The organism is Haloferax sulfurifontis ATCC BAA-897 (genome assembly GCF_000337835.1).
In the GTDB taxonomy this organism is placed as follows: domain Archaea; phylum Halobacteriota; class Halobacteria; order Halobacteriales; family Haloferacaceae; genus Haloferax; species Haloferax denitrificans.
On sequence record NZ_AOLM01000018.1, the window covers coordinates 93083 to 114293 of the forward strand.

A 21211-nucleotide genomic window follows, 5' to 3' on the forward strand; every position below is an offset into this window, starting at 1 on the left:
GCGGGCCGCCGGTAGCTCAACAGGAGGCGTTCCGAACCGTGTTCCTGCTCGAACCCCCGGATTCGACGACCGGCTGTTGGCTGACGCCGCAGAGGTCGTTCCGGATGAGTCGGTTGCGGTGGGAGTCCTCCAGCGTGACGCCGTGAGCCGAGAGACCGGTCGTCACGACGTTCTCGTGGAGGGAGTTTCGGTCGCTTCCGACGAGTTCGAACCCGGCGATGATGATATCGACCTCGTTTTCGACGAAGCGATTCCGGTGGCTGTCGCGGAGTTGGAACCCGGGGCCACCGCCGTCGGCGAGGTTCCGCTGGAACACGTTCCGATTGCTTCTGACGAGTCTTACCGGGAAGTCCTCGGTCAGGAACTCACAGTCGACGAACTCGTTTCGGTGCGAGTCCGTGAGCGTGAGCACGACCGGACTGACGAGCGTACACGACTCGAACCGGGTCCGCGTGGTGCGTCTGAGAACGACGCTCTCCGATTCGAAGATGAAAAAGCTCGTGTTCGTCACCGCACAGCGCGCTGTGTCCGCGAGGACGAACTGCGGGACCGGGTCGTACTGGTCGCCCGGATGGCCGACGACTTGCGAGTCCGCTATCGTCACCCGACTCGCATCCGTGATTCGGCCCCCCTTCGTCAGCACGATATCGGTTATCGAGACGCGACTGCCCGAAATCGTCGTCTCGCCGTTCACGGCGTAGCCCCGGCCGTCGACGCGGACGTCGTCGGCGAGAACCTCCAGACAGTCGAGGTCTCCGTCGAGGTAGTACCGCCCCGACTCGGTGACGCTCGCGCATCCCGAAAGCCCCACCTCGTCGGTCCGCAGTTGCAACACGCCCGGCGCGAGCGCCGGAAGCGCGGCGAGACCCAGTCCGCGAAGCGCCCCTCTCCTCGTGATGTGTGTCGACATGGCACTTATCCAACTACAACACGTCGGCACAAATACAGATATTGTGAGATTGTTACCAACTACGTATCATAATTCGTGACGTACTGCAACGCCGACGGATGGGTGCGAGTCGGTCGCGCCGTCGGCGCTCAGACGACTCGGTCTTCGACCTCGGGGTCGATTCCGGCCTCGACGAGGTCCTGTCGGACGCGCTCGCGGAGCGGGTCGGGGACCGTGTCGCGGCCGACGGGGACCGCGACTTCGCCGTCGCCTTTCACCTTCCAGTAGAGGACGCAGTCGGACGGTTCGTAGTACTCGATGCTGTAGGCGTCGTCCGCCCCGCGGTAGTGGACCCGCGCCGCGAACTCCTCGGCGCGCCAGCCTTCGAGTTCGGAGAGCGCCGCGACGTGTGCTGTCATAGTGGGGTCAACGGTCGCCGGCCCTTCGGGCGTTTCGCTTCTACTCGGCTTCGACCCGGTCGCCCGCGTCGATGCCGGTCTCGTTCGTGTAGCCGTAGGGGAGTTCGAGGACGTACTTCCCGGTTCCGCGGTAGCGGGTGAGGTCGGATTCGCTCGTCCCCTCGGGGTCGAGTTCGGCGTGGTGGATGCGCGTGATGGTGCCGTTTTCGGCGACGAAGACGATGTCGAGGGGGAAGTCCATGTCGCGCATCACGTAGGCGTAGGTGCCCGACGAGTCGTGGACGAACCACATCCCCTCGTTTTCGGCGAGCGATTCGGTGTCGCTCAGGCCGGTAAAGCGCTTGGCGCGGGTGTCGGCGACGCGGGCGTCGACGGTCGCCAGGGTCTCGCCGGTCTCGTCGTCGACGACGGTAAGCGTGGTTCGTTCGTAGTCGTCGGTCGAGCCGGGGACGACCGCCGGGTTAGAGAGATACGCGACGCTCGCGACGGCGACGACGACGGCGACGACGAGCAGGGCGATTCGCGCGCGAGAGGTCATTGCCGGACGTGACGGTCGCCGCGCGTCTAAGGGTTCCGGGGACCGGTCGAAACGAAAACCGTTATGAGCGCGAACCGGCTCGATTGAGGTGCAGGGCTCGTGGTCTAGTTGGTTATGACGCGGCCTTTACAAGGCTGAGGTCGGTGGTTCGAATCCGCCCGAGCCCACTAATTCTGTGTGAGCGACAGCGAACGCGAATTAGTGAACCGAGGGCGGGAGAACCTTACGGCAACCGAGCGGAGCGAGGTTGACGGAGTGGTTCGAATCCGCCCGAACACCGACTGCGATACGAGCGACCGAGGTTCGAATCCGCCCGACTCCACTCACACACTTCGTTGCATCACCAAAAGCGACATCGGGACGTTGGCGGCGACGAGACCGAACGCGCCGCCGACGAGCGGTTCGACACCCAGCGACGGACCGAGGAGGTAGCCGCCGACGAACCCGAGCGGGTCGAAGACCAACGCGAGGATGATGAGCTGTACTGCGAAGTTCTTGGAGGTGAACCAGCGGGGGAGTAGCGACACGGTTGTCGAAACGTGTCGACAACCTGCTATTTAATTTCATGTGGTCGCGGTCGGAGCCACGAGGACGCGAACCCTTTTAGCCCACCACGAACCCTCCACCGAGTAGTGAACCCAATCGCTCGACTCCGCGAGAACCCGCGGCGGGCGGCCGTCGCCCTCGGGTACGCGTTCGTCGTCCTCGTGGTGTCGGTCGTTCCGACGCCGCCGGGAAGCCTCACACCGATGGGTCCGTTCGGACTCGTCGGCCTCGACAAGTGGGTCCACGCGGTCGGGTACGCCGGTCTCGGATTCGCCGTCGCGTCCGCGATTCGCGCGAGGGGGCGCGAGGAGGTCGCGGCGGCCGTCGTCGCCGCCGGCGCGTTCGGCGCGGGTATCGAACTCGTGCAGGCGACGCTCCCGTATCGGTCGTTCGGCGTCGCCGACGCGGGGGCGAACCTCGTCGGGGCGGCCCTCGGTGGAATCGTCTGGGTCGTGGTCGCCCGCGGTTCGGAATCCCGGAGGTAGGATTATCTCACCCCCTCTCCAAGGGGGCACGAACGGTGAAGGCAATGGGCACGAGACGACTCATCCGGGCACTCGGTCTCGCGGGAATCGGCGTCGTCGGGACGTACCTCCTCGCGGTTCGACCGTGGCATAGGCGCTGGGGGACGACAGACGACGAGGCGACGGGGTGGCTCCCCGGTGACGACTTCGTCGCCGAGGCGGACGTCTCCTCGACGCGGGCGATTACGATTACGGCCCCCGCGCGGGCGGTCTGGCCGTGGCTCGTCCAGTTGGGGCAGGGTCGCGGCGGGTTCTACAGCTACGAGCGACTGGAGAACCTCTTCGGCCTGCAGATTCACAACGCGGACCGAATCCTCCCGCAACACCAGCGACTCGACGTGGGCGACGAGATACGACTCGGCCCGCCGGGGTCGGGCGCGCCGTCGTTCCGGGTCGCCTTCGTGGACCCCGAGCGGAGCCTCGTGTTGAGCGCGCCGGGCTGGGAGACCGGAGAGAGCCCGGCGACGTGGACCTTCGCGTTGCACGAGGTTGCGCCCGGCGCGACGCGGCTGGTCGTCAGGTTCCGCGGGCGGTCGGAGACGCTCCGCGAGCGCGCGATGAACCGATTGGTCGTCGAGCCGGTCCAGTTCGCCATGGAGCGGAAGATGCTCAAGGGGATTCGTTCGCGGGCGGAGCGGGCGCGGGCGAGCCCGACGGGCGGCCGGCACCGCTGACCGGACGCCGACGGGCGATTCGAAAGCCTTTTTGATTCGGTCCGGCTTCGGAAGAGTGCGAGCCGCCTTAGCTCAGACTGGGAGAGCACTCGACTGAAGATCGAGCTGTCCCCGGTTCAAATCCGGGAGGCGGCATATTCTGAGATTCTGAGCGGGGCGAAGAATCGAAGAAACGACGCCGGACTGATTTGAACCCAAGAAGTCGAACGGAGTGAGTCTTCTTTCGGTTCAAATCCGGGAGGCGGCATTTCTCTGTACCTGACCACCGAGCGAAGCGAGCGTGGCAGGTACTGTAACTGCCACCCGACCGGATTCTGAACCAGCGAGCAAATCGAAGATTTGCGAGCGAGGTTCAAATCCGGGAGGCGGCATTTTTCTGCGAACTACCGAGGGAGCGGAGCGACCGAGAGTCACCCTCGGTCGGCGGCAATCGAATTCCGGGCGGCGCAATCGAACAAGACAGCATTCAGACGTTTCAACCCCGGAGAACCGAACACACGGCACCGCTGGACCCAGAGGCGTTCTTCAGAAGACTTATCCGCGTGAGGTCGCTTGATTCAAAGGCAATGGCGAAAGGTAAGGTCGACTTCTTCAACGACACTGGCGGCTACGGTTTCATCTCTACTGACGACGCGGACGACGACGTGTTCTTCCACATGGAAGATGTTGGCGGTCCGGACCTCGAAGAGGGTCAGGAGATCGAATTCGACATCGAGCAGGCCCCCAAGGGCCCGCGCGCGACGAACGTCACCCGCCTCTAAGCAGGTTTCCGTTCACCGCAGTACATTCACAGACTGACGAACTTTCTTCCGTTTTTCACGCCCGCGAGCGGCGGCGCTCGGCGGCGCACCGCGAGTCGGGCGAGCGATACCCTCGCCATGCGGAAGGGTTATCCGTTCGCAGGCACGTTGTACGGTTGCAATGGCGAAAGGTAAGGTCGACTTCTTCAACGACACTGGCGGCTACGGTTTCATCTCTACTGACGACGCGGACGACGACGTGTTCTTCCACATGGAAGATGTTGGCGGTCCGGACCTCGAAGAGGGTCAGGAAGTGGAGTTCGACATCGAGCAGGCCCCCAAGGGCCCGCGCGCGACGAACGTCACGCGCCTGTAATTCGGTTTCCGAATTCAGTACCAGACGAATCGATTTCTGAGCGTTTTTTTACACACTCTGAGCCGCGAGGCTGTCCGACGCAGGACGGCGCGCGTCAGACAGTCGCCACCCCAACTCACAACCCAGAAGGCTCTTATCCCTCGGTAGTTGTGCATCAAATGAACAACAATGTCCGACGACGGGGAGCTTGAACCTCCCGCGGGAATGGACGACTCCCACATCGGCGCGGGCGTCTTCGACGAGACGATGGGCCCGGGTTCGTCGTTCGCACACCTCTACCGGGGCGAGATACACCGGATGAAATCGTGGCGGGAGCGGCTGGACCGGACCAGCAACTGGGCGATTACGCTGATGGCCGGGATTCTGACGTGGTCGTTTTCCGCACAAACGCACCCGCACTACATCATCCTCCTCGGGGTGGTGACGCTGAGCATCTTCCTCTGTATCGAGGCGCGGCGCTTCCGCGCGTACGACATCTGGCGCTCGCGGGTTCGGATGTTCCAGCAGAACGTCTGGGCGTACGCGCTCGATCCCGACGGCGGCGTCCTCGACGAGGACTGGCGGAAGAAACTCGGCGAGGACTACCGCACGCCGAACATGAAGATACCCTTCGAGGAGGCGCTGGCGCATCGGCTCCGGCGGGTGTACCTGCCGCTTTTCGTCGTGATGCTCGTCGCGTGGGTCATCCAGTTGACGGCGTACACGGACGGTGCGACGCTCGTCGGGAGCGCCGGCATCGGCGGCATCCCCGGCAACATCATCGTCGCGTTCGTCGCGGGGTTCTACGCGACGCTGTTCGGCGTCTCGTTCCGCCCGCGCGAGTGGCACGTCAACGGCGAACTCATCCCGAGCGACGTGACGGGGTGGGAGGAGTCGGAGTACGGCGGGTCGTAGCGTCGCAATTCGAAATGGTTTTTTCGCTCCTGTGCGTCTGTCGAATCGCGCCGCCTTAGCTCAGACTGGGAGAGCACTCGACTGAAGATCGAGCTGTCCCCGGTTCAAATCCGGGAGGCGGCATTTTTCTGCGAACTACCGAGAGAGCGGAGCGACCGAATCGTGAGCAGTGAAAATGCCACCCGACCGGATTCTGAACCGCCCCGTCAACCTCGCTTCGCTCGGTTGCCGCAAGGTTCGATTTCTTCCTCGGTTCACGAATTCGTGCTCGCTGTCGCTCGCACAGAGTTCGTGGGCTCGGGCAGTTTCGAACCAGCGAGCAGATCTCCGATTTGCGAGTGAGGTTCAAATACGGGAGGTACCCCCAATTTAAGGCCGAGAGTGAGAGCCGAAACCCCGCCTACGCCCGCGCTTCGTCGAGCCACGCGGGTTCGTCGACGGTCGTCGAGCCGACGCCCGTGAGCGAGTACTCCCACGACCCGCTCACCTCGGACCCGTCGTCCATCCGCCCCGAGAACGACCACGATTCGTGGCGCGAGAGGCCGTCTTCGTCGACGAGGACGACGTACTCGAAGCTCGTGACCTCCAGGCTTCCGGGCTCGCCCTGCGCCGCGGCCGACCCGGCGAGAATCAGCGCCTCGTTGGCGGCCGACAGCTCGTAGCGCTCGACGGACGCGCCGTCGAACGTCTCGGTGCCGGCGAACGTCAGGTCGTCGTCAGCGCCGTACGCGCGGGCCTGCGAGAGCGCGATGGCGGTGGCGAGGACTTCCGTCGACCCCTCGTAGGAGGTGTAGGTGGCCTCGTCGCCGTCGCCGACCCGGACGTACGTCACGCCGTCTGTGACGAACTGCTCGACGGCTCCCTCGTCCGGCTGACCGTCGGTCGTCGACGTCGTGCGGGTGTACGACCGTTCGGTTTCGAGGTCGGCGGCGAACTCGCGGGTGACCGCGGTTTCGACGCCGTCCGCGTCGACGCCGGTGTACGACCAACTGACGGTGAAGCTCCCGGCGTCGCGGAGGAGTCGCTCGGGGTCGCTCAGTTCGAAGTCGTCGCCGTCGGTCGACTCGCCGGTATCCGCGCTGTCACCGCCGCCGGTCGACTCGCCAGTGTCGTCGGTCTGGGCGGCCGGCGCGACGTCAGCGCCGCCGGCACAGCCGGCGAGGAGCACGAGAACTGCGACGATCAGGACTGGAATGCGGTTGGAATACACGACAACCGTACGACGAGTAGAATCTTAAGTAGGCACAGCAAATCGCGGTCGAATCGGTGCGACCGGCGCGAAACTGGCGAATAGAAAAGGTGAGCGCGACGCTCAGGCGGTGACCGACGCCGACTGCGCCACGTCGCGGTGCGAGACGCGGACTTCGACGCCCGACGGGGTGACGGAGACGGTCACGTCGTCGACGGTGCGTTCGTATTCGGCCGTGTGGGTGCCGGAGCGGGAGATGCGGAGGCGCTTCGAGAGGAGGCCGGCGTCCACGAGCGGGTCGAGTTTGCGGTAGGTCGTCGAAAGCGGGAGGTCGCACGCCTCCGAGAGCTCGCTCGCCGAGCGGGCGACGCCGTCGGTCGCGTCGAGGATGCACCGGCAGTCGTCGTCTTCGAGAAGGGAAAACAGCGCGTCGACCTCGGCGTGGTCGTCGACGACGCGGGGTTCCGAGGAAGCGGTTGCGGAGCGGAAATCGAACGGGAGCGAAGCCTGACTCATACTTCTGTAGAATCGGCGAACGGGGACCAACTGACAACCCCGATAGCGTGGGACGTTTATATACCCCGGTGGGGAGGGGAGCCCGCGGCGGTCGCTAGCCCTCTTCGAGGACGTCGCCGAGCAGTTTCGTCAGGGCGGCGGCGAGGTGTTCCGAGAACGTCGACTGGTTGATGTCGAGTTCGGCCGCGACCTCGGTCGCGTTGGCCCCGCGCGGGCGCTCGAAGTAGCCCATGTCGTAGGCGGTCTGGAGGACTTCGAGTTGGCGGGCGGTGAGCTTCCCGCGGTCGACGAAGACGCTGTCGCCGGGGGCGTCGCCGGTCGGCGAGCGCACGAGGCGCTTGATGTCGAGCCCGGGGAAGCGGTCGCGAAGCTCGCCGATGACGGTCTGTAACTGCTCGTAGTCGGCGGCGTGGAAGACGAGCGTCAGACTGCCGCGCTGGGCGAAGTAGCGGTCGACCGGACAGCCGAACTCGCCGAGGCACTCGCAGGGACAGCCGACGCTCCCATCGTGCGTGTAGCGATAGAGGTGCTTCGAACCGTAGGAGAAGATGGGTTCGAGCGCGGCCGCCTCCGGCGGGTCGTCGGCCTCGACGACGAACTCGGAGACGCTGACGTCGCCGGGGGTGGAGACGACGCTGGTCGAGACGGAATCGACGACGGAGTCCGTCGAGTGGGCGACCGAGGCGACGGGGCAGACCGACGGCGAGGCGAACTCGACCGTGGCGCGAATACCGGCTGGCATCGTGTTACGCGCGGGCGAGTCGGGGTTCGTCGCAGGGCGGGGCGACCGCCGCGACGAGGGCCGTCCCGGATGCGACGACCGCGGACATTACTGGTCGGACTCCGCGTCGTCCAGTTCGACGGCCCGGCCGCTGAGCGTCTCGGGGTCGAGTTCGAACAGTTGGATGTCGAGGTCGCGCTTCGTCTCGCCCCAGATTTCGAACAGCGGGCGCTTTGCCTTGCCGTACTGGACGATTCGTTCGACGGTCAGCTCGTCGGGGTCGACGCGTTCGAGCGTCCCCTCGGCGATGATGCTCCGATAGCTCCCGTCGTTCGACTCGTGGACGACGAGTCGCGCCCGCGGCGACGACGTGAGGAACTGCCGCTTTTCGCTTTCGGGCGTGGAGACGAGTCGGAGATAGAACCGACCGCTCTCGCCGTCGTAGCCGTAGGAGATGGGAATCGCGTATGGTTCGTCCGCCTTCGCGAGCGAGAGGACGCCCGTCTCGTGACGAGCGAGAACCTCGTGTATCTCGTCGGGCGAGAGTTCGGTCTGTTGGTCCAGAGACATCGGTTCGTACCACCAGACTCGCGGCCGACGTAATTACTGTTACTTCTCGGCGACGCCCGCGCGAGTCCAGTCGGGCGAAATCGGCGGACTCGGTCGGGGACGGGTCGCGGGCGAATCGCGGGCGGCTGGCGGGTCGCGGGCGGGTCGGGAACAGGGGGGCGCTCAGGCGGTCGAAAAGGCGTCCGTCGTGAGCGCGGCGCTACAGATGACACAGCCGTTTTCGAGGAGGGCGTCGCGCATGGAGTCGTTGACCAGCATGGACTCCGCACACTCCGGGCAGACGAACGTGTAGTCCGCGCTGTCGCTCATGTGGTTCGTAGTACGCGTGGCACACGTATATGTAGCCTACTGTTTCTCGAACGCCGGGCGCGCGACGGGCCGCGCGCCGCGGCCGGACGCGACGGGGAACTGCGACTCACGCGGGACATGGGTCGAAGGCGTCGGTCGAGGCGGGGCTTCCGCAGATGGGACAGCCGCGTTCGAGGACCGCCGCGCGCATCCCGCCGTTGACGGCGAAGCCCTCGCCGCACTGCGGACAGGTGAACTCGTAGTCGTCCGCCGGCGTCGGTGTCGCGCTCATCAGTCCACCTCCGGCGAGGCGAGCGCCGTCTCGGTTCGCTCCGTCCGTCGCGTCGATTCGACGCCCCGCGTCGCGGGCGGCGACGGCGACCGCGTCGACGCGCTCATCGAGGTCATCGCGACCGGGCCTCCGAGCCGTCTTCGCCGCCGTCGGTGGCGACCTGCCGGAACGCGAGCGACACGCCCGCGTCGTCGAACGAAAACGAGAGCGTGTCGAAGTTGGTCGCGAACTCCCGCGGGTGGTGCGTCGCCGTCTGGACCCGCAGTCGCTCGTCGAGGAGCGACGCCTCGGTGAGCGAGTCGAGCTTCCGGTAGACCGTCGACAGCGGCACGTCACAGAGTTCGGCGCACTCCTGTGCGGTCCGCGGGCCCCCATCGCAGGCGGCGAGGATTCGCCGGCTGTCGCCGTCGCTGAGCGCCGAGAGGACCGCCGACGGCTCCGCGGCGACCTGCTGGGTCCGGTTCGGGTCGAGCGTCGATGCGCTTCGGGCGGCGACTGCGGAAGGCGAGTTCATACTTCGATAGACGACGGACACCGGGAGGTATCTCCCCCCGCGCTATCCGGGGAGGTTTAAGTACTCGACTCGTCGCCGGCTTCGAGTTGCGCCAGTCTGCGGCGCACCGCGGGGTTCGAACTCGGCGCGAGGATAAAGCGGCCCGCGCCCATCGTGAGGCTCCGCAAGTACCAGTAGACGACGCGCCGGACCGGGCGGAACCGGCCGTCCGTCAGGGCGACCGCGCCGCGCCACGCGTTCCGCCGCCCCTCGCGGAGCGTGAAAAACGACAGCGCCTCGTCCAGCCGACCCAACGACTCGTCGATGTCGGCGACGCCCTCGGCGTACCGCTCGGCGATGAGGTCCTGTTCCTCGTCGACGAGGCGGCGGAGGACCCGGTTGATGCGGCGGTGGTCGTCGTACTTCGCGGGGCGGTCGGGGTCGATGCCGACCTCGTGGAGCGCCAGCGCGAGGTCGTAGTTCACGTGGGCGTTGACGCCGAGCAACACGTCCTGTACGACGAGCGACTCCCCGGCGAGCGCCGTCTCGAAGGAGAGTCGCCACGGGTCGGGCACGTCGTCGTGGTCGCCGCGCTCGAAGGCGCGGAACGCCCGGCGGTAGTGGTCCGCGAAGGTGACGAGGTAGTCGGCGACCCAGTCGGGGTCGGCGAACTCGTCGCCGCCGAGGCCGCGGTCGACCTCGGCGGTCACGCGGGCGTAGATAGTCAGGAACGCGGCGCGGCGGTCGCCGCGCTCGTACAGGAGCGATTCGAGCGCCGACAGGCGGTCGTGGGCGTCGGCCACGTCTCGGAACGGCGCGTCGACGAGGGCGAGAACCTCCGCGCTCGCGTCGCGGGCGACGCCGGAGAGCGACGGGTTCGGCGTCCGCACCGCGGCCGCGAGCTTTCTGGCCTCCTCGAACGTCGTCCGTTGCATCGGCTGAACGCTCAGACGGTCCCGGCTTCGATAACGATACCGGCGCGCGGGGGTCGACCCCGGCGTGCGAGGGTCGGCCGCACTGGTGGCCGCGACGGGCCACGCGGCGACCCGGCGCTCACGCGCGCCGGCGTTGAAGCCCCGACCGGGACGCGATGCGAAGCTCCCAGCCGAGGATGTCCTGCATCGGCTCCGTCTCCGAGAACAGGGTCGGATACCACGCGTTGTCTCCGAGCACGTCGCGGACGCGGTCCCAGTCGCCGTCGTCGACCCGGCGGAGTTCGCCGTCGACGACGACGCTCTCCCACTCGTCCCGCGAGGGGGCGTTCCAGACCGCGAAGCTCGCGCGGGCGGTCCGCTCGGCGAACTCGGTCTTCTTCGAGGACTCCCCGGGCCGGAGGAAGACGAAGTAGAGCCGCTCCCGGTCGGCGTCGTAGCCGAACGAGAGGGGAATCCCGTAGGCGACGCCGTCGTCCGCGAGCGAGAGAACGCCGACGCCCTCCTCGCGGAGCAGGCGGTTTATCTCCTCGGCCGACATCTCGATTCGGTTGTGTTGGGCGAAGTCAGGGGCCATGGTACGTATACGCACGGAGATGACATAAGCCTGCCAGCGAACCGAGCCGGCGGCGTGCACCGCGGGCGGCCCGCGACGCGGGGCTTATCCCCGACGACGACGAACCGCGGGACGACACCCGGATGACGGTGAACACACTCCACCGGCCGACGCACCGAGACGCCCTCGTCCACCTCGAAGCCGCCTTCGAGCGCGGCGACATGGTGACGATATTCGGTCGGTGCACGGTCGATTACGACGGCCGCGCGACGAGCGAACTCGGTCCCGGGGACCGGCTCGTCGTCCTGAAGCCGGACGGCTCGATTCTGGTCCACACCGACGAGAAGCGGACGCCGGTCAACTGGCAACCGCCGGGATGCACTCACTCCGCGAGCGTCCGCGACGGCCGGCTTCGGGTCCGGAGCACGCGCACGAGCCCCGACGAGCGACTCGACGTGCGGTTCGAGCGCGTCGAGCAGTGTTCGGCCTACGCCGTCGACGACCGGAGCGACCTCGAACTCGTCGGGAGCGAGGAGGACCTGCGTCAGCACATCCTCGCGGATCCCGAAATCCTCGAACCGGGCTTCGAGCCTCTCGAAACCGAGCGGCAGAGCGACGCGGGCGCTATCGACATCTTCGGCGAGGACGCCGACGGCGTCCCGGTCGTCGTGGAGTTGAAGCGCCGGCGCGTCGGTCCCTCGGCGGCGAGTCAGCTCCGCCGGTACGTGGACGCGCTCCACCGCGAATTCGGCGACGACGAGCCGATTCGCGGCGTCCTCGTCGCTCCCTCGGTGACGGAGCGAGCCGCCGACATGCTCGACCGCGAGGGGCTGGAGTTCGTCGCGCTCGACCCCGAGACGGGCGAACCGCCGGTCGAGGAGGACGAGAGTGAAAGCGGGGGCGAAGGAGAAAGCAGAGACAGCGACGACGGCGACGACGCCTAATCAGTCCAGCCCGGCGGCGGCGGCGAAGTTCTCGACGGTTCGGTCGGCCGTCACGTCTCCGAAGTCGCGGTCGGCGTCGTCGCCGGGCCAGCCGAAGTCGTCGGCGACGCGGTCGAGGAGGGCGGCCGTGAACTCGGGGTGGTACTGGACCGTCCAGAGGGGCGCGTCCTCGTGGCGGGTCGCGAGGTGGTCGTAGTAGTCCGCGGCGGCGACGGTCTCCATGCGGTCGCCGGGGGCGACGACGTAGTCGCCGTGGACCATCGGGATGCGCTCGGAGACGCCCTCGAACAGGGGGTCGTCGCCGAGGTCCACGTCGGCGATGCCGCGGCGCTGGTCGCCGGCTTCGACGGTGCCGCCGAGGGCGTCGTTGACGAGCTGGTGGCCGAAGCAGACGCCCAGCGTGGGCAGTTCGCGGGCGACGAGGTCGCGGGCGAGCAGGCGCGCGTCGTCGAGCCACGGCCGCTCGTCGGTCTCGTAGACGCCCGCGGTGCTCCCGGTGAGGACGACGGCGTCGACGTCCGAGAGCGTCGGGAGGCCGTCGTCGGGAAGCGAGTGAACGGTCCCCTCGCGGCCGTCGAGCGCGAGGTCGGCGAGCGCGTCGGTGAAGTACGTGGGGCCGTCCGCAGGCATACAGTCGCAGACGAGCAACATGGTCCGAATCGTGGCGGCGGCGGCGCATAAGACTGTCTCCCGGCCGGGACGGTCGGCCCGCCGCGACGAACCGGCGTGCCAGCGCCTGACACGACCGCGGCGGGCGAATGAAGCTTCGAAGCGTTTTTAGCCCGCCTGACCCTTCGGTTTCACAAGTAACCATGTCAGACAAGCCCGCCTCTATGTACCGGGAGATTACGAACCCGGCGTACACCCGACGCGAGTACATCACGGGTATCCCCGGTTCGAAGATCGCACAGCACAACATGGGCGACCTGCAGGCCGACCCCGAGGACTACCCCGTCCAGATCAGCCTGAAGGTCGAAGAGGAAGTGCAGATTCGCCACGGTTCGCTCGAATCCGCGCGTCTGTCTGCCAACCGCCTCATGCTCAAGCACGCCGGCGAAAAGCAGTACAAGATGATCCTGCGCAAGTTCCCGCACCACGTCATCCGCGAGAACAAGCAGGCGACCGGCGCGGGTGCCGACCGTGTCTCCGACGGGATGCGCCAGTCGTTCGGGAAGGTCGTCGGCACCGCCGCTCGCATCCCCAAGGGCGAGACGGTGTTCACCATCTACTGCGACGTCGAGGACGCGGAGACCGCGAAGGACGCCTTCCGCCGCGCGTACAACAAGATGTCGCCGCCGTGCCGCATCGTCGTCGACCGCGGCGAAGAACTGCTCGTCGCGTAAGTTCGCGTCGGCGCGTCGGCGCGTGCTCGGAACGCGCCTCGCCTCGAACCCACCATTTTTCCCCCGGGACCTCACCTCGTAGCGTATGCTTCGGTTGGCGGTCACCACCTCCAGCGAGACGTTCGAGCGAATGCGCGGCCCGCTCGGCGACCGCGGCATCGACGTGGGACACCTCCCCGCCGAGGGGTTCGCGCTCGACCTCTCGACGCCGCCGGCCGAGTCGTTCGACGTCGGCTTCGTCTACCCGTCCCGCCCGATGGAGGGCGGCGTCGTCACCGCCAGACACGACATCCCGTGGGTGAACACGCGCGAGGACGTGCTCACCTCGCGGAACAAGGCGGGCGTCATCGCGGCGCTCGAACGCGCCGGCCTGCCGGTCCCGCGGAGCGTCTGCGTCTCGAACCCGGCCGACGAGTCCGACCTGCTCGACGCCGTTGAATCCGCGGGTCTCGATTACCCCGTCGTCGTCAAGCCGAACTCAACGACACGCGGCGTCGGCATCGCCAAGGCCCACGACCCGGACTCGCTTTCGGGGCACGCGGACGTGCTGAGCCTCGTCCACGACTTCCGAGCGACCGGCGACAAGTCGTTTCTGATTCAGGAGTGGCTCCCGGACGCGCGGGACTACCGGGCGATGGTGCTCGACGGCGAGGTCGTCGGCGCGGTCGAGCGCCGCCTGTCCGACGGCGCGCGCGACGGCGGGCGCTGGAAGCACAACGTCCACCGCGGCGCGGAGGCGGTCGGGGTGACCCTCCCGAAGCGACACCGCGACCTCGCCGAGGCGGTCGCCGACGAGTTGGGCATCCGCTATCTCGGGGTCGACCTGCTCGAGTCCGACGGACGGGTCGTCGTCTCCGAGACGAACGCCCGGCCGACCATCGACGACGACGCGAAGTACGACGCCGGCTTTTTCGACCGACTGGCGGCGCTCATAGAGCGGGTCGCAAAGAAGTCCTGAGCGGGCCGCGGCGAGGTCGAGTCGCTACTCGACGTCGATTGCGGCGGAGTCCTCGGCGCGGTCGAACGTGACCTGCAGGACGCCGTTGTTGAAGGTGGCCGACGCGGAGTGCTCGTCGACGCGGGCCGGGAGGCGGATGCGTTCGTCGTACTCGCGGCGGTCACCGGCGGCGCTGATAGTCAGCGTCTCACCGTCGCACTTGAGGTCGATGGCGTCTTTATCGACGCCCGGGAGGTCCGCGACGAGTCGGAGTGTAGAGCCCTCATCGTACACGTCGATGTGGGTCTCGGAGGCGAATCCGGCGTCGCCTCCGGTCATGTCGTTCATCATCCGTTCGATTTCGTCGAAGATGTTGTCGAACGGGTCGTCGCGGTCGTCTCTGACCATGAGGGCCGCTATGAAATCGGAGGATAAAACGTTTCTGCCTGTGACAGTCTCCTGCCAACGAATCGCCAGAATTCGGCCGCGAGCGCCCGTCTACGACCCGACCGTCCGACCCACGAGTGGCGTGTCAATCTCCGCCCGTGTCTGACCGATTATGTTCGTTTCTGTCGGTATTATGATTGTGAATGAAAGGTAACGTTCGATTCAGCCGGATTTACCGAAACAGATATACTCCTGCGCCCGGGATATCCATACGGATACTACTCGAACATGAGTGAAAAATCCTACCTCAGCGCGGGCGAGAACGTGGATGAATCGGACGTGGTGCGGGTGGCACTCAACGGCTTCGGCCGCATCGGCCGGAACATCTTCCGTGCCGTCCTCGACAACCCGAAGGTCGAACTGGTCGCCATCAACGACGTCATGGACTTCGACGACATGGCGTACCTCGCGAAGTACGACTCCGTCATGGGCCGACTCGACGGCGTCGAGCGCGACGGCGACTCGCTGTCCATCGGCGGCACCTCGGTGAGCCTCTACAACGTTCAGTCCCCCGCGGAGCTTCCGTGGGGCGAACTCGACGTGGACGTGGCGCTCGAATGTACGGGCATCTTCCGCACGAAGGAAGACGCCTCCGCACACCTCGAAGCGGGCGCGGACAAGGTCGTCATCTCCGCGCCGCCGAAGGGCGACGAGCCGGTCAAGCAGATCGTCTACGGCGTCAACCACGACGAGTACGACGGCGAGGACGTCGTCTCGAACGCCTCCTGTACGACCAACTCCGTCACGCCGGTCGCGAAGGTGCTCGACGAGGAGTTCGGCATCGAGAACGGTCTCCTGACGACCGTCCACGCCTACACGGGCAGTCAGAACCTCATCGACAGCCCCCACGCGAAACAGCGCCGCGGGCGCGCCGCCGCCGAGAACATCGTCCCGACGACGACCGGCGCGGCGCAGGCGGCCACCGAGATTCTGCCCCAGCTCGACGGCAAGCTCGACGGCATGGCGATTCGCGTCCCCGTGCCGAACGGCTCGCTCACCGAGCTCGTCGTCCGCCTCGAAGACAAGCCCGACGTCGAGGAGATCAACGACGCCTTCCGCGCCGCGGCCGACTCCGGCCCGCTCGCGGGCGTCCTCGGCTACACGGACGACGAGGTCACCTCGCGTGACATCCTCGGCCTGCCGTTCTCCAGCACCGTCGACCTCAACACGACCAACCAGGTCAACGACGGCGGCCTCTACAAGATTCTGACGTGGTACGACAACGAGTTCGGCTTCTCCAACCGGATGCTCGACGTCGCCCACTTCGTCACTCACCAGTAGACACCGCCGCCGCGAATCGCCCGCGATTTCAGCGCGAGCTACCCACCACTAAGTAATCCCTCCACGTTCTTCCACCCGATGTTCAAGACCCTCGACGACCTCGACCCGGAGCAGTGCGTACTCGTCCGACTCGACCTCAATTCGCCGGTCGAAGACGGCGAGGTCCAAGACAACCGACGGTTCGACCGCCACGCGGAGACCGTCCGCGAACTCGCCGAGGCCGGCCACCGCGTCGTCCTCATGGCCCATCAGGGCCGCCCCGGCGACGACGACTTCGTCTCGCTCGAACAGCACGCCGACATCCTCGCGGGCCACATCGACCGCGACGTCGGATTCGTCGCCGATACGTATGGTGAGGACGCTATCGCCGCCATCGACGCGCTCGAAGCGGGCGAGGTGCTCCTCCTCGAAAACACGCGGATGTGCGACGAGGAACTCCCCGAGGAGGACCCCGAAGTCAAGGCCGACACCGAGTTCGTCCGGACGCTCGCCGAGCACGTCGACGCCTACGTCAACGACGCCTACTCGGCGGCCCACCGCTCGCACGCCTCCCTCGTCGGCTTCCCGCTCGTACTCCCCGCCTACGCGGGCCGCGTGATGCAGACCGAGTACGAAGCGAACTCCTCTATCGCCACCCGCGAGTTCGACGGGCAGGTGACGATGGTCGTCGGCGGGACGAAAGCCACGGACGTCATCGACGTGATGAACAACCTCGGCGACAAGGTCGACCAGTTCCTGCTCGGCGGCATCGCGGGCGAGCTGTTCCTCCGCGCCGCCGGCAACGTCGTCGGCTTCGACCTCGAAGGGATGGACTTCTTCGACGACCAGTGGGAGGAAAACCGCGAGACTATCGAGTCGCTCCTCGACGAGCGCGGCGACCAGATTAAGCTCGCCGTCGACCTCGCCTACGAGGACGAGACCGACGAGCGCGGCGAAATCGCGGTCGCCAACATCACGGAGAAGGACCGCGCGTACCTCGACGTGGGCTCGATGACGGTCGACGAGTACGACCCCATCATCCGCGACTCCGAGGCCGTCTTCGTGAAGGGCGCGCTCGGCCTGTTCGAAGACGAGCGCTTCGCGGTCGGCACGACCGGCGTCCTCCGCGCCATCGCCGAGACCGACTGCTTCTCCGTCGTCGGCGGCGGCGACACTTCCCGCGCCATCGAGATGTACGGCATGGACGAAGGCGACTTCGGCCACGTCTCCATCGCCGGCGGCGCGTACATCCGCGCGCTGACCGGCGCGCCGCTCGCCGGCGTCGAGGCGCTGAAGCAGGACTGAGTTCCTCGCACTCCCGTTCTTCTTCTCGGCGACCGCGTCGGAGCCGCGGAGCAGACGTGTCACCCAACGTTGATAGCCGACGCCGCCGAACCGACGCGCATGAAACTCGGCGTCGTCTCCGACACGCACGACAACCTCGATCACGTCGAAGCCGCGGTCTCGCACTTCGAATCGGAGGGCGCGGACGTGGTCGTCCACTGCGGCGACATCGTCGCGCCCTTTTCGGCCGCGCCGTTCGACGCTGACTTCGACTTCCACGCCGTCCGCGGCAACAACGACGGCGAGTGGGCGCTCCGCGAGGCGGTCGAGTCGTTCGGTACCTACCACGGCGACTTCGCGCACTTGACGCTCGACGGCCAAGAGATAGCGGTGTACCACGGCACCGAGGCCGGACTGGTCGACGCCCTCGTCGAGTCCGAGACGTACGACTTCGTCCTGCGCGGCCACACCCACGAGCGGGTGGTCGAACACCGCGGGAAGACGACGCACGTCAACCCCGGCGGCCTGCCGATTCCCGGCGCTGACGACGAGTTCCACGTCGCGGTCGTCGACCTCGACACCGGGAACGTCGCGTCGCGGTCGCTCTGAGAGCGCGAGTCGAGTGGGTGGAAAAGCCGCGACTGCGCCGCACTGCACTGTACCGGACCGTCTCGCACCACACCGAACTGCACCGCACCGCACCGCACCGAACTGAACTGAACTGAACTGAACTGAACTGGCGATTCGCCGATTAGTCGTCGGCGAACTCCGCGCGCGCCTGCTCAGCGAATCCAGACGGGCTACCGGAGATACCGATACCGAGCGTCTGGTCCGTGAGTGCCATGCTGTCCTGTTGGTCTTCGGTGTCGAACATCGCGCGGATGGCGTCGACGTTCTCCGGAATCACGTCGGACTGCTGGTGGATGGCTTGGAACAGATAGAGGTCCCGGCCGTTGACGCCGATGGACTCGCCCCACACGCAGTTTTCCCACATGTCGCCGCGCGGGCGGCCCGCGTCGAGCGCGAAGTCCATGAGCTTGCCCGCGCCGTCGATGCCCATCCCCTCCGGGATGACGTAGACGCGGTTTTCGCCTTCGAGCAGTTGCCGGACGTGCGCGCCGGTCACGTCGTCTTCGAGCGTGACGTTGAGCGCGTGGACGTGCATCAGCGTCGCCGGCACCTTCAGCCCGAGCGTGTCGATTTCGAGGTCCGGGAAGATGGTCTTCACGTCGGGGCCGTGGTGAGAAGGAATCTTGATCGGGTTCGGGAGAATGTCGTTTATCGGCCCGCGGGAGTTCTGACCGGGGTCGCCGCCGCGGCGGACGAGCGTCGCCCGGACTTTCTCGACGCCGTACTCTTCTTCGAGCGGCGCGATGATGCGCGAGAGGCCGGTCGTGTTACAGGAGACGACGCGGACGTAGTCGGCGTCGCGGGCGGCGTCGAAGTTGGCCCGCGCGTTGAAGCTCACGTCGGCCACGTCGGCGTCCTCGCCGCCTTGGAAGATGGCGGGCGTGTGGTGGGTCTCGTACAGTTCGCGGTTCTCCGCGCCGATGCCGGACGGCGTGCAGTCGACGATGATGTCCGCCTTGGCGACCAGTTCGTCGACCTCGCCGGCGAGCTCGACGCCGGCCTCGGAAAACAGCGGCGAACGTTCCGGAATCGCGGCGTACATCGGGTAGCCGCGTTCGCCCGCGGTGTGCGCTTCGAAGTTGGGCTGGGTCTTGGCCACGCCGATGAGTTCCATGTCGGGTTGCGCGTGGACCGCGTCGGCGACGCGCTTTCCGATTGTGCCGTAGCCGTTGACACCCACTCGTATCATGAGAGACAAACGACCGGGCCCGACCATAGTTATTTCGATGGTTAATACTTAGAAATTAACTCTCGGGCGAGTGAGTCCCTCGATTACCTCCGAGGCGAGTGAACCGCCCGATTCGGGGCGACGGGGCGGAAACCGAGCGGGGGAAGCCGGATGGGAACGCCTAACAGCGCCGGCGGCGCAGGTGTCCACATGACCGAAGCCGACGCCGACCTCCGCGCCGCCAGCGAGACGGCGGTCCGCCAGTGTCTCGACCTCCAGCCCGACGAGTCGCTCGTCGTCGTCACCGACGACAAGCGCGAGCGCATCGGCGAGGCGCTCTACGAGGTCGCGAGCGAGGTGACCGACGACGCGACCATCGTCCGCTACCCACCGGGGAGCCAACACGGCGAGGAGCCGCCCGCGCCGGTCGCCGCCGCGATGCAGTCTTGCGACGCCTTCCTCGCGCCGACGACCAAGAGCCTGAGCCACACCCGCGCCCGCGGCGACGCCTGCGACGCCGGCGCTCGCGGCGCGACCCTCCCCGGCATCACCGAGGAGGTGTTCGTCACCGGCCTCGACGCCGACTACGACGCCATCTACGACCACAGCGCGGCGATGCTCGACGCCGTCGGCGACGCCGACGAACTGCGCGTCACGACCGAGAAAGGCACGGACATCACGTTCGTCCGCGGCGACCGCGAGTGGCTCGCCGACACCGGCGCAATCGCGGAGGCCGGCTCGTTTTCGAACCTCCCCGCGGGCGAAATCTTCCTCAGCCCCGCGTCCGCGACGGGCACCTACGTCGTCGACGGGACGATGATGCCCCACGGCCTCCTCGACGAGGGACAGGAGCTCCGCTTCGAAGTCGAAGACGGCTCCGTCACCGAGATTTCCGACGACGACATCCGCGAGCAGGTCGAGGCCGCGGCCGAGGAGGTCGGCGACGACGCCTACAACCTCGCCGAAATCGGCATCGGCACCAACGTCGGCGTGACCGACCTCGTCGGCTCCGTCCTGCTCGACGAGAAGGCCGCGGGCACGGTCCACATCGCCATCGGCGACGACGCCGGCATCGGCGGCGACACCGACGCACCGCTCCACCTCGACGGCATCATCCGCGAGCCGACGGTGTACGCCGACGGCGAGGAAGTCGACCTGCCGCAACCCTGAGCGGGCGCACGCCGCGACCGCGGCCGCGCGGCCAGCGGGTCGCCGAACGAGCGTCCTGCCACCGACTCCCACGCCGAAACGGAGAAAGGCGGCTTTTTACGGCCTGATGGGCTAGCGACCCGTATGAGCCCACCCGACGCCGGCGAGCGCGTCCCCCTCTCCTGTCCGACGTGTTCGCCCGACGAACCCACCGTTCACGAGGTGCTGAAGCCCGGCGGTCACTCGACCGTCCGGTGTACCGAATGCGGCCACGTCCACAAGGAGAAAGTCGAGATTCCCGACGAGACCGAGATGAACGTCGTCGTCTCGCAGGACGGCGACTCCGTCTCGACCGAGGTGCCCGTGCCGGTCGGCACGACCATCGAGGTCGGCGACGAGTTCATCGTCGACACGCCGGAGGCGATTCAGCTCGTGCGCATCACGGGCATCGAAGTCGGCCCCGAACAGCGCGCCGACGAGGCCGAAGTCGCGGACGTGAAGACCGTCTGGACCCGCGTCGTCGACAACGTCGCGGTCAACGTCACCATCCACCCGAAGGACGGCAAGCGCGAGGACACCCGGAGCGTCACCGTCAACGTCCCCGGCGACTACGAGTTCGTCGTCGGCGAGACGGAGGCGTTCGGCGACGAGGAGGTCGAAATCGAAGGCCTCGTCGTCCGCTCGGACGCCCCCGAGTACCGCCACGGCAAGCTCGACCACCCCGGCGACATGGTGTACGCGAAGGACGCGAAACGCGTCTACGCCCGCGACCAGACCTCGACCGCGTGGTCGGCCTGGTAAGGCGGAGCCGACGCCGAACCGCTCCGACCCGCCGCCGACGGCCCGTCCCGCCGGCCCAACGCACGACCTTTTGTTTCCCGACCCGTCGGTG

The 21211-nt window shown here is 67.0% G+C and carries 29 protein-coding genes and 3 tRNA genes; 16 read left to right on the forward strand and 16 right to left on the reverse strand.

The window, feature by feature from the left end; genetic code table 11:
• Positions 1–16: 16 nt before the first annotated feature.
• The 3 genes from C441_RS09330 to C441_RS09340 form a co-directional block, all read right to left on the reverse strand.
• Entirely contained in the window at positions 17–910 is an 894-nt protein-coding gene (locus tag C441_RS09330; protein WP_007274879.1) for a NosD domain-containing protein, read from the reverse strand.
• A 128-nt stretch (positions 911–1038) separates the two neighbouring features.
• Positions 1039–1308 carry a DUF7538 family protein gene (locus C441_RS09335; protein WP_007274880.1) on the reverse strand — a complete coding sequence of 90 codons (270 nt, stop codon included), beginning with the start codon at positions 1306–1308 and terminating at the stop codon, positions 1039–1041.
• Positions 1309–1348: 40 nt separating this feature from the next.
• The gene (locus C441_RS09340; protein ID WP_004970463.1) at positions 1349–1846 is read right to left on the reverse strand and encodes a DUF192 domain-containing protein; all 498 of its coding nucleotides are present in this window, start codon (positions 1844–1846) and stop codon (positions 1349–1351) included.
• 93 nt (positions 1847–1939) lie between these two features.
• Between C441_RS09340 and C441_RS09345 the strand changes: the two genes are divergently transcribed.
• Positions 1940–2013: transfer RNA gene (locus C441_RS09345), tRNA-Val, on the forward strand.
• Positions 2014–2169: 156 nt separating this feature from the next.
• On the opposite strand, the gene C441_RS09350 is transcribed toward C441_RS09345, so the two are convergent.
• Complete coding sequence (locus tag C441_RS09350; RefSeq protein ID WP_007274881.1) at positions 2170–2373, reverse strand: hypothetical protein; 204 nt, start codon at positions 2371–2373, stop codon at positions 2170–2172.
• A 105-nt stretch (positions 2374–2478) separates the two neighbouring features.
• Here C441_RS09350 and C441_RS09355 point away from each other — a divergent pair, with 105 nt between their 5' ends.
• From C441_RS09355 to C441_RS09385, 7 genes are all read left to right on the forward strand, one after another.
• Entirely contained in the window at positions 2479–2877 is a 399-nt protein-coding gene (locus C441_RS09355) for a VanZ family protein (protein WP_007274882.1), read from the forward strand.
• A gap of 44 nt (positions 2878–2921) precedes the next feature.
• Positions 2922–3590: a hypothetical protein gene (locus C441_RS09360; RefSeq protein ID WP_004970465.1), complete on the forward strand. Its 669-nt coding sequence runs from the start codon at positions 2922–2924 to the stop codon at positions 3588–3590.
• Positions 3591–3651: 61 nt separating this feature from the next.
• Positions 3652–3725, forward strand: a tRNA-Phe gene (locus C441_RS09365).
• A 431-nt stretch (positions 3726–4156) separates the two neighbouring features.
• Positions 4157–4351 carry a cold-shock protein gene (locus C441_RS09370; protein ID WP_004057907.1) on the forward strand — a complete coding sequence of 65 codons (195 nt, stop codon included), beginning with the start codon at positions 4157–4159 and terminating at the stop codon, positions 4349–4351.
• Positions 4352–4511: 160 nt separating this feature from the next.
• The gene (locus tag C441_RS09375) at positions 4512–4706 is read left to right on the forward strand and encodes a cold-shock protein (RefSeq protein ID WP_004057909.1); all 195 of its coding nucleotides are present in this window, start codon (positions 4512–4514) and stop codon (positions 4704–4706) included.
• A gap of 168 nt (positions 4707–4874) precedes the next feature.
• Complete coding sequence (locus tag C441_RS09380; RefSeq protein ID WP_049920525.1) at positions 4875–5600, forward strand: DUF2270 domain-containing protein; 726 nt, start codon at positions 4875–4877, stop codon at positions 5598–5600.
• Positions 5601–5649: 49 nt separating this feature from the next.
• Positions 5650–5723, forward strand: a tRNA-Phe gene (locus C441_RS09385).
• A 277-nt stretch (positions 5724–6000) separates the two neighbouring features.
• On the opposite strand, the gene C441_RS09390 is transcribed toward C441_RS09385, so the two are convergent.
• The 9 genes from C441_RS09390 to C441_RS09425 all read right to left on the reverse strand — a co-directional run bounded on the left by C441_RS09390 (position 6001) and on the right by C441_RS09425 (position 11178).
• A complete protein-coding gene (locus tag C441_RS09390; protein ID WP_007274884.1) occupies positions 6001–6810 on the reverse strand; it encodes a DUF7537 family lipoprotein in 810 nt (269 codons plus the stop codon).
• A gap of 102 nt (positions 6811–6912) precedes the next feature.
• Complete coding sequence (locus C441_RS09395) at positions 6913–7305, reverse strand: winged helix-turn-helix domain-containing protein (protein ID WP_007274885.1); 393 nt, start codon at positions 7303–7305, stop codon at positions 6913–6915.
• Positions 7306–7399: 94 nt separating this feature from the next.
• Positions 7400–8047 carry a DNA-binding protein gene (locus C441_RS09400; protein WP_007274886.1) on the reverse strand — a complete coding sequence of 216 codons (648 nt, stop codon included), beginning with the start codon at positions 8045–8047 and terminating at the stop codon, positions 7400–7402.
• Positions 8048–8134: 87 nt separating this feature from the next.
• The gene (locus tag C441_RS09405) at positions 8135–8596 is read right to left on the reverse strand and encodes a pyridoxamine 5'-phosphate oxidase family protein (protein ID WP_004970470.1); all 462 of its coding nucleotides are present in this window, start codon (positions 8594–8596) and stop codon (positions 8135–8137) included.
• Positions 8597–8758: 162 nt separating this feature from the next.
• A complete protein-coding gene (locus C441_RS19905; protein WP_004970471.1) occupies positions 8759–8905 on the reverse strand; it encodes a DUF7560 family zinc ribbon protein in 147 nt (48 codons plus the stop codon).
• A 106-nt stretch (positions 8906–9011) separates the two neighbouring features.
• A complete protein-coding gene (locus C441_RS09410; protein WP_004970472.1) occupies positions 9012–9176 on the reverse strand; it encodes a DUF7560 family zinc ribbon protein in 165 nt (54 codons plus the stop codon).
• Positions 9177–9288: 112 nt separating this feature from the next.
• Positions 9289–9690 (reverse strand): winged helix-turn-helix domain-containing protein, encoded by a 402-nt coding sequence (locus C441_RS09415; protein ID WP_007274887.1) that lies wholly within the window; start codon positions 9688–9690, stop codon positions 9289–9291.
• 56 nt (positions 9691–9746) lie between these two features.
• Positions 9747–10604: a DUF5995 family protein gene (locus C441_RS09420; protein ID WP_007274888.1), complete on the reverse strand. Its 858-nt coding sequence runs from the start codon at positions 10602–10604 to the stop codon at positions 9747–9749.
• A 118-nt stretch (positions 10605–10722) separates the two neighbouring features.
• Positions 10723–11178, reverse strand: coding sequence for a pyridoxamine 5'-phosphate oxidase family protein (locus C441_RS09425; RefSeq protein WP_007274889.1), 456 nt, complete (start codon positions 11176–11178; stop codon positions 10723–10725).
• Between the two features lie 122 nt (positions 11179–11300).
• Between C441_RS09425 and nucS the strand changes: the two genes are divergently transcribed.
• The gene (gene nucS, locus C441_RS09430; protein ID WP_007274890.1) at positions 11301–12101 is read left to right on the forward strand and encodes an endonuclease NucS; all 801 of its coding nucleotides are present in this window, start codon (positions 11301–11303) and stop codon (positions 12099–12101) included.
• Here the strand turns inward: nucS and C441_RS09435 are convergent, their stop codons facing one another.
• Positions 12102–12752 (reverse strand): type 1 glutamine amidotransferase, encoded by a 651-nt coding sequence (locus C441_RS09435; protein ID WP_049920526.1) that lies wholly within the window; start codon positions 12750–12752, stop codon positions 12102–12104.
• 161 nt (positions 12753–12913) lie between these two features.
• Here C441_RS09435 and C441_RS09440 point away from each other — a divergent pair, with 161 nt between their 5' ends.
• Together C441_RS09440 and C441_RS09445 are read left to right on the forward strand one after the other, a co-directional pair.
• Positions 12914–13444, forward strand: coding sequence for a 50S ribosomal protein L16 (locus tag C441_RS09440; protein ID WP_004044437.1), 531 nt, complete (start codon positions 12914–12916; stop codon positions 13442–13444).
• Between the two features lie 85 nt (positions 13445–13529).
• Positions 13530–14402, forward strand: coding sequence for an ATP-grasp domain-containing protein (locus C441_RS09445; protein ID WP_007274892.1), 873 nt, complete (start codon positions 13530–13532; stop codon positions 14400–14402).
• Between the two features lie 24 nt (positions 14403–14426).
• Here the strand turns inward: C441_RS09445 and C441_RS09450 are convergent, their stop codons facing one another.
• On the reverse strand, positions 14427–14789 hold the full coding sequence (locus C441_RS09450; protein ID WP_004970480.1) for an Hsp20/alpha crystallin family protein: 363 nt from the start codon (positions 14787–14789) through the stop codon (positions 14427–14429).
• 267 nt (positions 14790–15056) lie between these two features.
• On the opposite strand from C441_RS09450, the gene gap reads away from it, so the two are divergent.
• From gap to C441_RS09465, 3 genes are all read left to right on the forward strand, one after another.
• A complete protein-coding gene (gene gap, locus C441_RS09455; protein WP_007274893.1) occupies positions 15057–16109 on the forward strand; it encodes a type I glyceraldehyde-3-phosphate dehydrogenase in 1053 nt (350 codons plus the stop codon).
• 78 nt (positions 16110–16187) lie between these two features.
• The gene (locus C441_RS09460) at positions 16188–17393 is read left to right on the forward strand and encodes a phosphoglycerate kinase (RefSeq protein WP_007274894.1); all 1206 of its coding nucleotides are present in this window, start codon (positions 16188–16190) and stop codon (positions 17391–17393) included.
• Positions 17394–17492: 99 nt separating this feature from the next.
• Positions 17493–17981 carry a metallophosphoesterase gene (locus C441_RS09465; RefSeq protein WP_007274895.1) on the forward strand — a complete coding sequence of 163 codons (489 nt, stop codon included), beginning with the start codon at positions 17493–17495 and terminating at the stop codon, positions 17979–17981.
• Positions 17982–18123: 142 nt separating this feature from the next.
• Here the strand turns inward: C441_RS09465 and C441_RS09470 are convergent, their stop codons facing one another.
• Complete coding sequence (locus tag C441_RS09470) at positions 18124–19191, reverse strand: type II glyceraldehyde-3-phosphate dehydrogenase (protein ID WP_049920527.1); 1068 nt, start codon at positions 19189–19191, stop codon at positions 18124–18126.
• Positions 19192–19380: 189 nt separating this feature from the next.
• Between C441_RS09470 and C441_RS09475 the strand changes: the two genes are divergently transcribed.
• Both C441_RS09475 and C441_RS09480 read left to right on the forward strand, forming a co-directional pair.
• Entirely contained in the window at positions 19381–20340 is a 960-nt protein-coding gene (locus C441_RS09475) for an aminopeptidase (RefSeq protein ID WP_007274897.1), read from the forward strand.
• 123 nt (positions 20341–20463) lie between these two features.
• Positions 20464–21120 carry an HVO_0476 family zinc finger protein gene (locus tag C441_RS09480; RefSeq protein ID WP_007274898.1) on the forward strand — a complete coding sequence of 219 codons (657 nt, stop codon included), beginning with the start codon at positions 20464–20466 and terminating at the stop codon, positions 21118–21120.
• Positions 21121–21211: the final 91 nt, after the last annotated feature.

Excerpts from the sequence above, each read along its gene's own strand:
- C441_RS09405 (WP_004970470.1), bottom strand. The coding sequence starts at position 8,596 with ATGTCTCTGGACCAACAGACCGAACTCTCGCCCGACGAGATACACGAG.
- C441_RS09395 (WP_007274885.1), bottom strand. The coding sequence starts at position 7,305 with ATGAGTCAGGCTTCGCTCCCGTTCGATTTCCGCTCCGCAACCGCTTCC.
- gap (WP_007274893.1), top strand. The coding sequence starts at position 15,057 with ATGAGTGAAAAATCCTACCTCAGCGCGGGCGAGAACGTGGATGAATCG.
- C441_RS09335 (WP_007274880.1), bottom strand. The coding sequence starts at position 1,308 with ATGACAGCACACGTCGCGGCGCTCTCCGAACTCGAAGGCTGGCGCGCC.
- C441_RS09450 (WP_004970480.1), bottom strand. The coding sequence starts at position 14,789 with ATGGTCAGAGACGACCGCGACGACCCGTTCGACAACATCTTCGACGAA.
- C441_RS09465 (WP_007274895.1), top strand. The coding sequence starts at position 17,493 with ATGAAACTCGGCGTCGTCTCCGACACGCACGACAACCTCGATCACGTC.
- C441_RS09440 (WP_004044437.1), top strand. The coding sequence starts at position 12,914 with ATGTCAGACAAGCCCGCCTCTATGTACCGGGAGATTACGAACCCGGCG.
- C441_RS09370 (WP_004057907.1), top strand. The coding sequence starts at position 4,157 with ATGGCGAAAGGTAAGGTCGACTTCTTCAACGACACTGGCGGCTACGGT.
- C441_RS09475 (WP_007274897.1), top strand. The coding sequence starts at position 19,381 with ATGACCGAAGCCGACGCCGACCTCCGCGCCGCCAGCGAGACGGCGGTC.
- C441_RS09410 (WP_004970472.1), bottom strand. The coding sequence starts at position 9,176 with ATGAGCGCGACACCGACGCCGGCGGACGACTACGAGTTCACCTGTCCG.
- C441_RS09425 (WP_007274889.1), bottom strand. The coding sequence starts at position 11,178 with ATGGCCCCTGACTTCGCCCAACACAACCGAATCGAGATGTCGGCCGAG.
- C441_RS09460 (WP_007274894.1), top strand. The coding sequence starts at position 16,188 with ATGTTCAAGACCCTCGACGACCTCGACCCGGAGCAGTGCGTACTCGTC.
- C441_RS19905 (WP_004970471.1), bottom strand. The coding sequence starts at position 8,905 with ATGAGCGACAGCGCGGACTACACGTTCGTCTGCCCGGAGTGTGCGGAG.
- C441_RS09445 (WP_007274892.1), top strand. The coding sequence starts at position 13,530 with ATGCTTCGGTTGGCGGTCACCACCTCCAGCGAGACGTTCGAGCGAATG.
- C441_RS09400 (WP_007274886.1), bottom strand. The coding sequence starts at position 8,047 with ATGCCAGCCGGTATTCGCGCCACGGTCGAGTTCGCCTCGCCGTCGGTC.
- C441_RS09435 (WP_049920526.1), bottom strand. The coding sequence starts at position 12,752 with ATGTTGCTCGTCTGCGACTGTATGCCTGCGGACGGCCCCACGTACTTC.
- C441_RS09415 (WP_007274887.1), bottom strand. The coding sequence starts at position 9,690 with ATGAACTCGCCTTCCGCAGTCGCCGCCCGAAGCGCATCGACGCTCGAC.
- C441_RS09420 (WP_007274888.1), bottom strand. The coding sequence starts at position 10,604 with ATGCAACGGACGACGTTCGAGGAGGCCAGAAAGCTCGCGGCCGCGGTG.
- C441_RS09380 (WP_049920525.1), top strand. The coding sequence starts at position 4,875 with ATGTCCGACGACGGGGAGCTTGAACCTCCCGCGGGAATGGACGACTCC.
- C441_RS09480 (WP_007274898.1), top strand. The coding sequence starts at position 20,464 with ATGAGCCCACCCGACGCCGGCGAGCGCGTCCCCCTCTCCTGTCCGACG.
- C441_RS09470 (WP_049920527.1), bottom strand. The coding sequence starts at position 19,191 with ATGATACGAGTGGGTGTCAACGGCTACGGCACAATCGGAAAGCGCGTC.
- C441_RS09330 (WP_007274879.1), bottom strand. The coding sequence starts at position 910 with ATGTCGACACACATCACGAGGAGAGGGGCGCTTCGCGGACTGGGTCTC.
- C441_RS09340 (WP_004970463.1), bottom strand. The coding sequence starts at position 1,846 with ATGACCTCTCGCGCGCGAATCGCCCTGCTCGTCGTCGCCGTCGTCGTC.
- C441_RS09375 (WP_004057909.1), top strand. The coding sequence starts at position 4,512 with ATGGCGAAAGGTAAGGTCGACTTCTTCAACGACACTGGCGGCTACGGT.
- C441_RS09360 (WP_004970465.1), top strand. The coding sequence starts at position 2,922 with ATGGGCACGAGACGACTCATCCGGGCACTCGGTCTCGCGGGAATCGGC.
- nucS (WP_007274890.1), top strand. The coding sequence starts at position 11,301 with ATGACGGTGAACACACTCCACCGGCCGACGCACCGAGACGCCCTCGTC.